Raw genomic sequence first — 12606 nt, forward strand, 5'->3', positions numbered from 1 at the left:
TGGTGCCACTGGTCGCCGTCGCAGTGGTGGTCGGACTCGACCCAGTCGCTGTCGGCGAAGTCAGTGTCGAGAGCCCAGCCGCACTCGCCGCACTCAGCGCGGCCCTGCCAGCCGATCTGGTCGCCGTCGCCCTGGTCGTAGTCGTGGTCGGCGTCGACCAGGAGCGCACCGTGCCGACCCCGCCCGCGACCCCGGACGCGCTGACCGCCGTCTGCGGGTACGTGCCGGTCCCGTTGACCGGACGGGACTACCTGGAGCTGCTGCCAGTGCGCTGGCTCACGATCGCCGACCACGGCCCGACGTCGGCTGCGCAGTGCGTGGAGAGGCCGTTGAGGGCCGACCTGGGGAAATGGGCCGACGCTGGTGCGGGGCCTGCCGGACGGCAGGCCCCGCGTCTTCGTACAGCCCGGCCTCAAGGCTCCGAAGGCCTCGGCGCCAATGCGCCTACGCCTCGATCGTGATACAGGCCCTGTCCGGCAGCCAGCTACCTGCCCTGGTACGTACCTTCACACACAGGAGCGAGCCGTCCTTGAACTCCTGGTTGATGGTGAAGGTGTACTTCGGCGGCGCTCCGCAGGGCGCAAACTTGGCGTTGCTGTACGCGGCGCCGTTACGCAGGGTGCCGGTCACCATGAACCCGATGTCGCACCGGTAGCCGCTGTCGAGGGAGGCCTCCACTCGGCCGACGTGGTAGCTGTCGCCATACGTGTACTGCGACAGCCTGCCGAGGTCGGTCGAGGTGCTTCCGCCGGCGCTGGCGTTGGCAACGCCGGACGTCGCGACGAGGGCCACGGCCGCCAGCGCCGCCGCCCCAAGGGCCTTATGAAGCCTGATCATCGTATGAACGCCTCCATGGATGGGTTCTCGATTTCGGACGACCTCTTGGCCCGGGAAACCACCTGTGTCTCGCGGTTCCCTCGGCCCGTCGCCCTCGGGATCCATCCTGACGGCGCGGGTGGGCGCGGTCCCAGTCCTTTCGGCCGTCGCCGAAACACCTGTGGTGAGGCCCACTTGAAGCAGCTGTGCACGACCGGCGACGATGGGCGGCGGAAAGGTGGGCGTCCGAACAGAACCCGGGAGAAGCCTCACGTGTTGCGCATCACGTTCACCCCGCAGGACCTCGCCAGGACTCGGATAGCGGCGACCTGGGGCCCGCTCGGCGAGACGCTGCACGCGCTGACAACCCTGCAGCAACCGCACAGCCGCGCGCTGTTCGGCGCTTGGCGGCACAAGGTCCACGCCCAGTCTCCCGCCCGTGTCCATCCGGCCTCGTCCCTCTTCCGGGAGACCGTCCTGGACCTGTTCACCGTCACCGGCGCCGCATCGTCCGTCGAGGAGGGGATCGAGGCACTGCGCGCCGCGCCGGCGGAGCGCCTGCGCGCCGAACTCGAGGGGGCCGTCGAGGCGCGGGCCCGTTACTCACGCTGCACGGGCCCCTGGGCGGGTGTGGCGTGGGGCGACAGAACGCACGACCGTAAGGACCGTGAGGAACTGCTGGCGCTCCTCCAGGACGTCCACCGTGTCGCCGTGGCTCCCCACTGGCAGCAGGTCCTTCCCCGTCTGCGGGCCGAACAGACCACGCACGCGCTCAGGCTCGCCCAGGACGGACCCGAGGCGATGCTCGCCGCACTGCCACCCGAGTTCCGCTGGAAGCCGCCGACACTGGAGATCGGCAGGGGCGCTCTCACCGGCACCGTCGACCTGGAGGGCCGGGGCCTGCTCTTGGTGCCGTCCGCCTTCTGCCAGACCCGGCCGATCAGCTACACCGATCCGGTGGACGATCAGGCACCGGTCCTGCTCTTCCTGCCCGTGATGCGCGGCGTGTCCGACGCCGCCACGCTGCTGACGACGTCCCGCCACGGGATCGACAGCGCCTTGTCCGCGCTCCTGGGGCGCACCCGGGCCCGCACCCTCCATGCCATCGGCGACGGCGCATGCACCACGGGGCAGCTCGCCGAGCGCCTCCGCGCGTCACTGCCCACCGCGAGCGAGCAGGCCTCCGTCCTCCGCAAAGCCGGCCTCATCACCACCACCAGACGCGGCAGCGCTGTTCTGCACACGCTCACCCCCCTCGGCAGCGCTCTGCTCAACGGGCAGCACTTCCCCACTTGAGACCCAGCAGAAGAGCACTCCGGCCCCGGAACGCACCACGACCAGCACAGCTGCCGCCCCGTCGACGTTCCAGGCAGCGCAGGACCGCCGCCGCGGTCGAGCAGGCGGCCAGGCTGACGGGCAGGTAGGCGGTGAAGACCAGGTGCCGACGGCGGAAGAGCACGCTCTCCCCCGGCCGCCGACGGTGCGGACCGCGATGGCGGGAGCGGGCACCGCGGCCGCAGCCGGACTGCGGCGACGGCGACGCCTGGTCGAAGGTGTCGTCATGCCGAAGGCTCTGCCCACCCCTCCCGGGGGCCGAACCCCGCCACCACCCGCACGGAGCAGACCCGCGGGCCGGCGAGAACGGACCCGGGCGCGTTCTCACCGGCCTCTGGCCTGGGCAGATCCCCGAAACTCACCGGTCTCCGCCCGCCTTTGCCGGGCAACGTCACCGGGCCCGGAAGCCAAACTCACCGGCTCTGGGCACGGAACTCACCGGCCGGACGGCGAAACTCCCCGCCGCAAGTCAGCGGGGGTGCCCAAACTCCCCACCGCAGGTCAGCGTCCTGCGGTAGGCAGCGGCGGGTCAGGGGCGGCACCACCAGGAGCGGCTGCGCTTCTCCTCGGCGGCCGCGGCTTCGACGGCGGCCTGCTCGCGGTCGGCCTCCTGGCAGGCCTGCTGGTCGGCAGCTGCCCACCGTCCTCGTCGTGGTCGTCGGGCGGGGCGGGGCTCTGACGGGTGCTCACGGGCGTCTCCCGGTGGTCGTGGACCGCTGGCTGCCTCTCCGGCATATCCGGCCGGGACGACAGCGGCCAAGCCGTTCCGGACCGGCGCGCCGCGCCCTCTCCCACCACCCGGGATCCGGCCCCCGTCGCCCACCCCCGACCAGCGTCCGGCCGGCACCAGCCGGACGCGATGCCGGTCTGATTCAGGACGACAGCGTTTTGCTCGCCAGCACCCTCCCCTGGGCGTCGTACGCGGCGAGCTTGATGCCCTCGAGCGGGTATGCCTTCGGATCATTGGGGGTCTTAAGGCTGGGCCCCCAGACATAGCCGGTGGCGTAGCCCGGGTTGCCGGGGAGCGAGGCGACGGTGGCCCAGTACGCCTGGCCGTCCACCTCGATGGTCATCCGGGCCACCTGCCCGGGCCCGTGGTAGACGAGGTTGTACAGGCTCTCGTGGTACTGCGGCGGGTTCCCGTAGTACTGCATGGTGATCTCGGTCGCGCCCGCCGTCCAGGAGTACCCGCCGCAGCCCGGACCGCTGCCGTAGGCGGGGGCGTCGTGGATGCAGATCTCCTGGTCCTTCAGCTGCATCCACCAGTCCTGGCGGTCCAACGGCAGCTGCTGGCCGGGCTCCACCACCACTGCCTCGGGAGCCGGCCCCACCGGTACCCGCGGAGCCTGCGAGGCCGGCTCGACGGCTTGGGGCCCGTGCTGCGCGGACAGTACCGCCCCCGTACCGGCCACCACCGCGAGCGCTGCCACCACAGCCGACGCACCCATCGCCACCCGGCGCCCCCGCCGCTGCCGGCGCACCTGAACCCGCACGGGCCCGGCAGACCAGTCCGCCACTGCGACCCGGGCCGCCTCATCCCGCAGAGCGCCGCGCACCATGTCCTCGGTGTCCATCACCTGTTGCCTCCGTTCGTGCCGTCGATCGTTGAACCGGTGTCCGTCGCGTACGAGGCCAGCGCCGGGTCGCCGCGCAGTTTCGCCAGGCCTCGGCTGGCCTGGCTCTTCACATTGCCCAGCGAGCAACCGAGCACTTCGGCGACCTGGCACTCGCTCATGTCCTCCCAGTAGCGCAGGACGACCACGGTCCGCTGGCGCGGCGGCAGCTCCGCCAGCGCCGTGAGCAGCACCGAGCGCTCCTCGACGTCGCGGTGGCCACCGCCCGCGGTGTACGCCCGATCGGGAAGGACGGGCATGAGTAGCTGCCTGACCCGGCGCCGCCGGTGACGGCTCAGGTTGTTGTTCACCAGGGCCCGGTGGATATAGGCGTCCGGCTCCTCCAGACGGCTGATCCGGGACCAGTTCCTGAAGACCTTCGCGAAAGTCGCCTGCACCACATCCTCGGCCTCGTGGTAATCGCCTGTGAGCAGGTAGGCAGTGCGCACCAGCCGCCGCCAGCGCGTGGCGGCGAACCCCTCGAAGTCAAGCTCACGCAGGCCGGGGCCGCCCGCGGAAGCCGGTGCCGTGACGGGCCGCGGCCGGTCCTCCACCGGGATGTGCAATACGCTCGCGGTCATCCAGTTCCTCTTCGCGTCCGCGCGACGACCCGATCGGACCATCGCTCTGCCCTACTCACCGCCGCGCCGCCGGAAGGGTTGCATGGCTCTGTCCGCGACTACGGGCTCCGGCTCAACTTCGGGCGCTGTCGCTGATTGAGGGGTCCTCTGCTGGTTGATCACGGCGACAGGAGGATGGAGCGCCTTCCGCACCGCGGCCGGCTCCGCCGTGACGGCCACCTTCCCCGAGGCCCTGCGCCCGGGCGCCCCGGTACCGGGCGAGCAGAAGCCGGCGGTCCGGCACGGGCGCGAACACCTGCTCGACGTCGGCCGGATCCACGCCGCCTCGATCACTTCCTGTCAACGCCACATGCGAGAACCTACGGCTGGCTACGGTCAGGGCATGACGCTCCTGTCAGCCGATCTGCGCGCCCTCGACGGACACCCGCTCGCCGTGCCCGCAGCAGGATCCGCAAGGCCGCGGACCGGGAGGTCGGCGCAGCCAGCGCCATCAGTAGCCGCGGCGCGGCCCGGCCCGCTAACTCCTTCACCACCAAGCCGAGTTGGACTGCGAGACGGCCCGTTCGGCGCTGGTAGCGTTCAAGCAGACTGGGCACCTGCTCACGGAACGTCTGCCGCCGACAACCGAGTATCGGGCAGGCCAGGCGGCGGACGCGCACCGCCACGAGCACCCGCCGGCCGTCCGCCGGCACGTCCGCCAGTGTCCGATGGTGGAAGCCGTGCACCCGGTCCGTCGGCGCCCCGCAGGCCGGGCAGGGCACCGGCCCGTCCTGGGTCCGGGCCACCACCCGAATCACCTCGCCCTCGTCCACCACGTCCTCGATCACCAGCGGCGACAACCCGGAAAACACGGTACCCACAAGCTCGTTGACATCTCGCATGACGTGTCAACGATGTCCATCACGCTTCGTTACCACCGATTACGGGACAGGGCCGAATTCCTGATACTCCCGCCATCAAGGGTGGCGGTCGCACTTCTTGTTTCGACGCGCGTCGTTTCCTCCGTGGGGCCGTCAAGGTTGGCCGTAGGCGCGGTGGAGGCGGCGTCCGGGGCGGGCGGGACGACGGGGCCGGCCGGTGCCGGCCGGGCCGGGACGGCCCTCCCGGGAGATGGGACAACCGCGGCCACGGCGGAGCTTGATTCGACGCGCGTCGTTTCTGCCAGGGCATCATCACGGCTTACCACAGGCGCATCGAGGGCGTTCTGCTCGGCTTCGCGGCGGGCGTCGAGTTCGTCGGGAAAGCCAGTACGGCGGGCCGTACTGCTGTGGCCGTCGGCGCAGGCCGCGTCGACGGCGAAGGCCCATATGCCGTGGCGGGGGTCAGTGGCGAGGCGGTGGCTGCGGCTGCCGCGACGACCACCGCTCCTTGTCGGCGGGATCGGTTACCAGCCGCTGACCGGCCGGTGTCCCGGCGTGCTGATTCGGCGGCTTCCTACCCGATCCCGTCCGGATCGGCCGCGCGGGCAGTACGGTGCGTCACCCGGTCTTCACCGCTATCCAGCCCGCAAAGTTCATCCATCTCCAGAAGCAGTCAACCCGCTGGAACCCCGCCTGCTCCAGGAGTTCCACGTTCCAGTTGGCAGTCACCGGCACCAGTACACCTTCCAGGGACAGCGCCTTGCGGTCGACATCTTCCCTGCTGTATCCGTGCCGGATCTTGTACTGGTGATAGAGGCCCACCATCAGCTCGTTGAGCTCGGAATCCGCGCCCAGGACCTTCTCAACGAGGATCAAAGCCCCTCCCGGCGCCGTGTGCTCGTAGATCCTCCGGATTATGCGCTGTCGGTGCTCGATGGGAATGAACTGGAGGGTGAGGACTGCGAGCGTCAGATCGGCGTGGACCTCAGGGTAGAAGTCCTTCATGTCCCTGTGGTGGATTTCCACCGGGCTACCGGCGAAACGCTGCCGCAGGGCATGGGCCATCGGGTCTGAGGCTTCGACACAGACGAACCGTCCGTCCCCGTCGAGCGCGCCGACGAAGGGGGCGATGGCCTCACCGCGGGAGGCGCCGCAGTCGACGATCGTGGACCCTCGGGAGATGAACTGGGAGCCGCAGTCGAACACGGCTCGACGCATCACCTCGTACTGGGGGATGCTTCGCTCCAACATGTTGTCGAAGACCTGGGTGACCTTCTCATCGAACACCCAACGTCCCTGCGGGACAGTGCGGTCCACCTCTGCCTTTACCTCCTCACCGGAGTTCCGGGCTGGGGAAACCGAGCTCGCCATCGAAAGATTCCTTCCAGTTCATCGGATTTCAGTGCCGGGCTCACGCAGACGGATGGGCTCAGCAGCCGAGCCGGTCAGGGCATAAATGGTTGGCCTGGGGCGTACCCAGACGTTCGCGCTGGGGATGTCGTAGCCACCGGCGGCGCCCACGAGGACGAGGTCGCCCGGGCGAAGGTCACGCGGCCCGGGAACCCGTTCGGCGAAGAGGTCCGACTCGTAGCACATCGACCCGTAAACGTCGTACTCGGCGCTCCCGGACACCGCGAACTCGACGGGATGGTGCCAACCGCTGATCGATCGCACAAGGTTTGTGCCGCCGTCCAGCATCACCAAGTCGGCGGAGGCGCTTCTTGCGCACGGCGACCGAGGCCACTAGGACCGCATGGTCCTCGACAAGGCTGCGCCCCGGCTCGATGACCATGCGGATTTCCTTGGGTGGAAGGCCGAGTGACCTGCATTCCTCTGCGACTCCCCTGGCGTAGACGGACCAGGGGGGCAGCTCCGACCCGGGGGCGCAGCTGGTGGCGGGGAAGCCTCCGCCGATGTCGATGATCAAAGGCTCCGGGGCCTGGGCCAGTAGCTCCTGGAGGTGCGTACGCCACTGTCGCAGCACCGAGCGGTAGGGTGTGGGGTCCAACGGGTGGAGGCCGGTGTTGAAGTGGACGCCTCGCACGGGCACACCGGCCTTGCCGAGCGTCCTGCGGGCTTCCGCGAACTCGTCCGGCAGCAGGCCGAACCGGGACCAGCGCCGACGGCCACGGCGCACTGCGAGCCTCAGGCAGACCCGGGGCGCGTGGCCCTGTCGGGCGAGGCCGGCGAGTTCCTCCACCTCCGCGAGACTGTCCGCCTGCACGGACACGCCAGCCGCAACCGCGTCGGTGAGCTCCTGTTGCAGCTTCACGGGGCCGTCGAAGTAGATCTCGTCAGGTGTGAATCCGTCCATGAAAGCCGCAGCCAGTTCCGCACCCGAAACAACCTCGGCTGCCGCACCGCATGAGCGCAGCAGGGTGGTGATGCCCGGGAGGGCGTTCGTCTTGTAGGAGTAGGCGAGCGTGAAGTGAGGGAACTCGTCCTGCCATGCCTCGGCCATGGCGTGCGTGGTCGACTCGATCGCCGGCAGATCGAACAGGTAGAACGGCGTTGGCAGTCGGGCCGAGACTGCGCGGGTTCGCAGGTTTTCGGCTATCACGCTCGCGCCTTCCAGATACCGATCACCAGCCCTTGGTAGGAGCGGTGCTCGTCGAGTATCACGCCGGGTTTCGTGAAGGCGGTGGAAGCAGGCGTCACGAACGGAGCGGGAGACGCCGGCGAGCGCGGGGGTCCGACCGTAGACGGACTTGCGGACGATGCGGGTGACCTTACGTGCGCCGAGTGGCGGAATATCGTGCTGCACGCCGTTAACCAGTTTGAACTTCTTCGAGAAGAAGCCGTCCCAGAACTCGCGATCACGGGCGCCATCCGGGCGGACGCCGATCGCGTGGGCCACCTGATCCAACAGGCTCTCGGGCGGGCGCTGACGGTAGTAGAAAGTCGCGGTGCAGAGGAGTCCGCCTGGCTGGAGTACTCGGTGGACCTCGTCGAGCGCCCGGTCTCGTTCCTGGATGAAGCCGAAGTTGCAGCCACCCAGGACGTGGCTGAAGTGGTCGTCGGGCAGGGGAAGTTCCGCCGCGTCGGCGACTTCGTACGTCAGACGCCGGTTGCCTGCCGCATAAACCCTGGCCTGTTCGACAGCGTCGGCAGAGATGTCGATCCCGTGGACCGCGGCGCCGGTCAGCTCGTGGGCGTTGCGGCCTGAGTAGCCGGTGGTGCAAGCCAGGTCGAGTATTCGAGAGTCGCGCTCGACGGAGGCCAGCCTCACCCACTCGTCGATGGTCCGGAATGCGCCGGGCGGTGTGTTGTGCTGGCCGAGGAAGGCCACGAAGTCCGGGTAGGGCTTGTTGAGTACAGCGGAGACCCCGGGTTGGGAGGGGTCCGGGGCCGCAGGGGTGCGGAATAACACGAAGGCTCCTTACTGGGGCCGGGGGTGCCGGGCCCAGGGCCCGGCACCCCTGGGCTGCAGGCTTAGTTGCTGCCGCTGCGCTGGCTGCCCTTGACGCGGATGATCCGGCGGATCTTCAGAACGATGCTCATGGTGTGCTGTCACCTCCTTCCGTGTTGGGTGCTTCGGGACGGAGCACGAACACCAAGAAGTAGGGAATCCTGGATGCCTTGGCCCATATTTCGGGGTGCTCCGCGGCTGAGGAATCCGACGGTTGGGGTTCGTACAGGTCTACGACCTGGAACCCTGCTCGGCGGAATGCGGAAAAGTAAGTCTCGATGGTGCGGTGATGGGTCATGATGGCGTCCATCACGATGTCACCCTCGGGGCCTTCACGATGTTTGGTGACCGGGCCCTCGACGAAGTACTGCTCCAGCCGCAGGTCCTCGTACTCCCACCGGCCTCGGACGTTCTTTCGGGTCCAGGTCGCGCCGTCCTTGACCGGGTGTGGGACGGTCACCACGGTGATTCCGTCCCCGCGGACCGCGCGGCGAAGTCCGGCCAGTACCGGAGCGATGTCGGGGTCGGACACATGGTCGAGCACGTTGTTGCACATCACCACGTCGAACTCGGCTTCGTACGGCGGCAGCCGAGTGCCGGCGACGGTGGTGACCCGGGCGGCCAGGCGGGCCGGGAGCTTGTCCCGGAGCAGTTCCAGCATCCGCTCGGAGCGCTCGAAGGCGACGACTTCGGCACCATGGTCAGCCAGCATCCGCGACTGTTCCCCGGTCCCGCATCCGTGGTCGAGGGCTTTCCATCCGGGGCGGCGTACAGCGAGGCTTCGTGAAATCTCCTCCATGAGGCCGTCCAGGACGACGGAGTTGAGCGAGGCATCCGCACGGTCGGCGTCGTAGAGGTCTTCGAGTTCCACCTGTTGCACGGCGGTGGACCAACGAGCGGCCGGTATGACGGAGCCGCAGGAGGGGCAATCGTCGCGGCGCGGGAAGTGCTCGCTGTGAAGCCGATAGGAGCGGGAGTCCAGCATCAGCCTGGTGCCGGCCGAACGGCAGTCGGCACCGATCAGGCATCGCAGAACCTCGTTGGCGGCCATGGCTGCCACGATCGTGTTGAGCGGGCCGTAACTTCCGGCCTGAAAGCCAAGGTTGAGGTCAGGTCCCGGCCGCTCACCCGGGGCCAGGTACTGCTCCAGCTCGCCGACGTCGCGGAAGCACTCGTAGCAGGCGGTCGTTCCGGGCAGAACGAGCGGGCCGACCTGCCCGAAGCCCTCGATGTAGGAGACGGCCAGATAACCGAAGCCGTCCCGACGGGCAGCGTCGTCGATCCATTCGTGGATCTCGTCCGGGTCGTCGGCGGAGAGCACGATGAGGTCGCAGCCGGTCAAGTGATTGTCGAACAGTTCGCGGCTCGCCGGTAGATGAACGGGCGTTATGCGGACCTCCGAGTTGAGGACCCCCAGTCGCTCGGCAGCGACCTCGACCTTGGGACGGTCCAGGGTGTCCTCGGTGTAGAGGAACTGGCGGGTCAGATTGCTGAGCTCGATATGGTCACCGTCGGTGATGACCAGGTGCCCTACACCGGCCGCGGCAAGCACGGTGGCGACGTTGCTGCCAATTCCGCCGGTTCCGACGATCCCCACAGTCGCGTCGGCGAGAGTCCTTTGGGCCTCTTCTTGTTCCAGCCCGATCATGTCGTAGTACAGCAGATGCCGGGCGTAGCGGCCGTCGTTCGGAATGGGCGCGCCGACGATCTCGGCGTCTACGAGCTGGTCGATGAGTTCTTCCGCGGCCTCTGCGGTCAGGCCAGCCGTCTCGGCGAGGTAGCTCACTGCGGTGCCGCGTTCGATGGGGGCGGACAACATGGCGATCAGCCCGGTGAGGAAGTCGGGTGCGTCGAGGATCTCCGTACCACTGGGCGGAACATGACCGATCCGCAGCGTGGTACCGAGCCTGCGGGCCTCCAGATAGGGCTTGAGCTGCAGTAGGTTCATGGTCGTTCGATCTCCAGGCGGCGGGAGGCAGGAAGGCTCGCGGGGAATCGTGTTTCAACGGCGTCGGGAGCGGCCGACCGAACGGCTTCGACACACCGAGCGACCTGGTACAGCGCGGAATTCGGTGCTCTCGAGACGACGTCCGCGAGGCGTCCGTCCGCGAACAGTGCGGCGGCGCCGTCGTCCAGGGCCCAGCCCTCCGGCAGTGCCCCGCTTGCCACGGCGGAGAGATATGCCGCTCTGCGTTCGGCCTCGCTGTCGTAGTGCGGGCACATGCTGCCAGGCAGGATTCCCAGGCCCCCGGTGAGCGGAGCGAGAGGACCGAAGGAGTCGGTGAGGCAGGCCTCGAACCAACAGGCGGCCCCGGCACTGATTCCGCAGAGCAACGTCCCGTTCCCGTAGGCCTCACGCAGGATGTCGTCCACGCCGTGCTCCCGCCATACCGCGAGCATGTTCGCGGTATTGCCTCCCCCGACGTACACGATGTCCTGGGCGAGCAGGAACGCTCGGAGGTCGTGGTGCGTACGTCGGAACAAGGGTAGATGGGCTGGTTCGCAGTCGTCGCGTTCGCCGAACGCGACGTGGAAGCGTCGGACGTAGCCGTCGGAGTCCCCACTCGCGGTGGGCAGGAAGCAGATCTTCGGCCGCTTGGCTCTCGCGTGGCTCAGAACGAAGTCGTCGAGCAAGGTGTCCGGATCATCAGAGAATCCGCCGCCGAGCAGCACGATCTTCCGCAGTGTGGTCATTGAGGTGCCCTTCCTCCGCAAGAGGGGTCAGGAGGTCTTCTCCGCCGGTTGTGCGGGCAGCGCCTCCGGTGTGTTGGTGAGGCGCCGCACCCGAGGTACGAACGCGAGGATTGCGGGCACGGTCAGAGCCAACAAGACGCTCGCCCCGAGCAGGGTCACGTTCCGGCCGACGGCTGCGGCCGCACTGCCGGCCAGCAGGTACCCGAACGGGCGAAGGGCTGAGGATCCGAGGCGGTCGAAGGCGGCCACCCGTCCCAGTCGGTCCTGTGGTGTCTCCCGCTGGAGTGTGGTCTCCCAGAACGTGTCCGCCGCGGCGAAGCCCGCCCCGGCGAGCGCCGTGGTGACCAAGAGCAGTGGCAGTAACCCGGTTTGAGACAGCGCGGCCAGGGCCGGGGCCGCAGCCAACATGGACAGTTGCACGGCCACCAGGGGTCGTGTCGGCGTGATTCGCAGCGACAGCAGGCCACCGACGAGCGATCCGGCACCGAAGGCCGTCACCAGCGCCCCCCAGGCTCCCGCACCGCCCAGCGAGGACCTCGCGGTCACTGGTCCCAGTGTGAAGAACACCGCAAAGCCTGCCTGGAAGACCAGGAACTGAGCTATCCCCGCCACCATCCACGAACGTGACCGCACCTCGTGCCAGCCGTCGGCAAGTTCCCCCATGACGCTTCGCGGGATCCCGCCCACCTTGGGATCGCCCACATCGTGATGGCGCATTGGGAGCAGGAGGAGTGCTGAGGCGAGGAAGGTCGCGGAATCGATGAGCAGGGACCAGCCGGGGCCGGCGTATACGACGAGGAGACCGGCTATGGCGGGGCCCAGCAGGCCGGCCCCGTTGCCCACCAGACCGAGCAGGGCATTCGCACGTTGAAGGTCGTCGGCCGGCACGGTTGCCGGAGTCAGGCCCGTTGCCGCCGGGGCGAAGAACGCGCTGGCGGCACCGAGTAGCGCTTGGAGGACGGCCATTAGCCACAGCGGTGCAGAGCTGCTGAGCACAGCCACGGCCAGGGTTGCCTGCACGACTGCGCAGACCACGTCGCTGGAGACCATGACGTGGGCACGAGGTAGCCGGTCTGCCCACACCCCGCCGAACAGGAGGAAGACGACGTTCGGCAGGGTGCGCGCGGCCAGCACCAGACCGAGCGCATTTGCTGTGCCTGCCGCCTGCAGCACGGCGAAGGCGACCGATACCAGGACGAGTTCCGTACCGAACCGCGACAGGGCGTGTGCCGTCACCAAACGGCGGAACTGTGGCCGGCGAATGGGACCGAGAGCACCGGGAAGCTTCATTCGGCGCC

General features: G+C 68.6%; 10 protein-coding genes and 1 pseudogene. 1 reads left to right on the top strand and 10 read right to left on the bottom strand.

Annotated elements, in window-relative coordinates:
- Positions 1 to 444: 444 nt before the first annotated feature.
- Positions 445 to 837 (bottom strand): hypothetical protein, encoded by a 393-nt coding sequence (locus tag OG286_RS00110; protein WP_396325976.1) that lies wholly within the window; start codon positions 835 to 837, stop codon positions 445 to 447.
- Between the two features lie 252 nt (positions 838 to 1089).
- Here OG286_RS00110 and OG286_RS00115 point away from each other — a divergent pair, with 252 nt between their 5' ends.
- Entirely contained in the window at positions 1090 to 2112 is a 1023-nt protein-coding gene (locus OG286_RS00115) for an ArsR family transcriptional regulator (RefSeq protein WP_405364534.1), read from the top strand.
- 911 nt (positions 2113 to 3023) lie between these two features.
- Here OG286_RS00115 and OG286_RS00120 read toward each other — a convergent pair.
- The 9 genes and pseudogenes from OG286_RS00120 to OG286_RS00160 all read right to left on the bottom strand — a co-directional run bounded on the left by OG286_RS00120 (position 3024) and on the right by OG286_RS00160 (position 12598).
- On the bottom strand, positions 3024 to 3725 hold the full coding sequence (locus OG286_RS00120; RefSeq protein WP_405363919.1) for a hypothetical protein: 702 nt from the start codon (positions 3723 to 3725) through the stop codon (positions 3024 to 3026).
- A complete protein-coding gene (locus OG286_RS00125) occupies positions 3725 to 4345 on the bottom strand; it encodes a SigE family RNA polymerase sigma factor (RefSeq protein ID WP_396325979.1) in 621 nt (206 codons plus the stop codon). Before OG286_RS00125 ends, OG286_RS00120 begins: the two co-directional genes overlap by 1 nt.
- Before the next feature lie 407 nt (positions 4346 to 4752).
- Positions 4753 to 5196 (bottom strand): annotated as a pseudogene (locus OG286_RS00130) (transposase family protein); the annotation flags it as partial.
- Positions 5197 to 5823: 627 nt separating this feature from the next.
- Entirely contained in the window at positions 5824 to 6576 is a 753-nt protein-coding gene (locus OG286_RS00135) for a methyltransferase domain-containing protein (protein WP_396325980.1), read from the bottom strand.
- A gap of 18 nt (positions 6577 to 6594) precedes the next feature.
- Positions 6595 to 6870, bottom strand: coding sequence for a hypothetical protein (locus OG286_RS00140; protein ID WP_396325997.1), 276 nt, complete (start codon positions 6868 to 6870; stop codon positions 6595 to 6597).
- Positions 6752 to 8575, bottom strand: a complete 1824-nt coding sequence (locus OG286_RS00145) for a methyltransferase domain-containing protein (protein ID WP_405364536.1) — start codon at positions 8573 to 8575, stop codon at positions 6752 to 6754. The genes OG286_RS00140 and OG286_RS00145 overlap by 119 nt, the downstream gene beginning before the upstream one ends.
- A 127-nt stretch (positions 8576 to 8702) precedes the next feature.
- Positions 8703 to 10562 carry a ThiF family adenylyltransferase gene (locus OG286_RS00150; protein WP_405364538.1) on the bottom strand — a complete coding sequence of 620 codons (1860 nt, stop codon included), beginning with the start codon at positions 10560 to 10562 and terminating at the stop codon, positions 8703 to 8705.
- Positions 10559 to 11308: a Type 1 glutamine amidotransferase-like domain-containing protein gene (locus OG286_RS00155; protein WP_396325983.1), complete on the bottom strand. Its 750-nt coding sequence runs from the start codon at positions 11306 to 11308 to the stop codon at positions 10559 to 10561. Before OG286_RS00155 ends, OG286_RS00150 begins: the two co-directional genes overlap by 4 nt.
- A 27-nt stretch (positions 11309 to 11335) precedes the next feature.
- The gene (locus OG286_RS00160) at positions 11336 to 12598 is read right to left on the bottom strand and encodes an MFS transporter (RefSeq protein ID WP_396325984.1); all 1263 of its coding nucleotides are present in this window, start codon (positions 12596 to 12598) and stop codon (positions 11336 to 11338) included.
- Positions 12599 to 12606 lie beyond the last annotated feature (8 nt).

It is taken from the genome of Kitasatospora sp. NBC_00039 (assembly GCF_045160625.1).
Lineage (GTDB): Bacteria > Actinomycetota > Actinomycetes > Streptomycetales > Streptomycetaceae > Kitasatospora.

Bases quoted from the DNA above. Each gene is read 5' to 3' on its own strand.
- OG286_RS00110 (WP_396325976.1), bottom strand. From the start codon at position 837: ATGATCAGGCTTCATAAGGCCCTTGGGGCGGCGGCGCTGGCGGCCGTG.
- OG286_RS00120 (WP_405363919.1), bottom strand. From the start codon at position 3,725: ATGGACACCGAGGACATGGTGCGCGGCGCTCTGCGGGATGAGGCGGCC.
- OG286_RS00125 (WP_396325979.1), bottom strand. From the start codon at position 4,345: ATGACCGCGAGCGTATTGCACATCCCGGTGGAGGACCGGCCGCGGCCC.
- OG286_RS00135 (WP_396325980.1), bottom strand. From the start codon at position 6,576: ATGGCGAGCTCGGTTTCCCCAGCCCGGAACTCCGGTGAGGAGGTAAAG.
- OG286_RS00150 (WP_405364538.1), bottom strand. From the start codon at position 10,562: ATGAACCTACTGCAGCTCAAGCCCTATCTGGAGGCCCGCAGGCTCGGT.
- OG286_RS00155 (WP_396325983.1), bottom strand. From the start codon at position 11,308: ATGACCACACTGCGGAAGATCGTGCTGCTCGGCGGCGGATTCTCTGAT.
- OG286_RS00160 (WP_396325984.1), bottom strand. From the start codon at position 12,598: ATGAAGCTTCCCGGTGCTCTCGGTCCCATTCGCCGGCCACAGTTCCGC.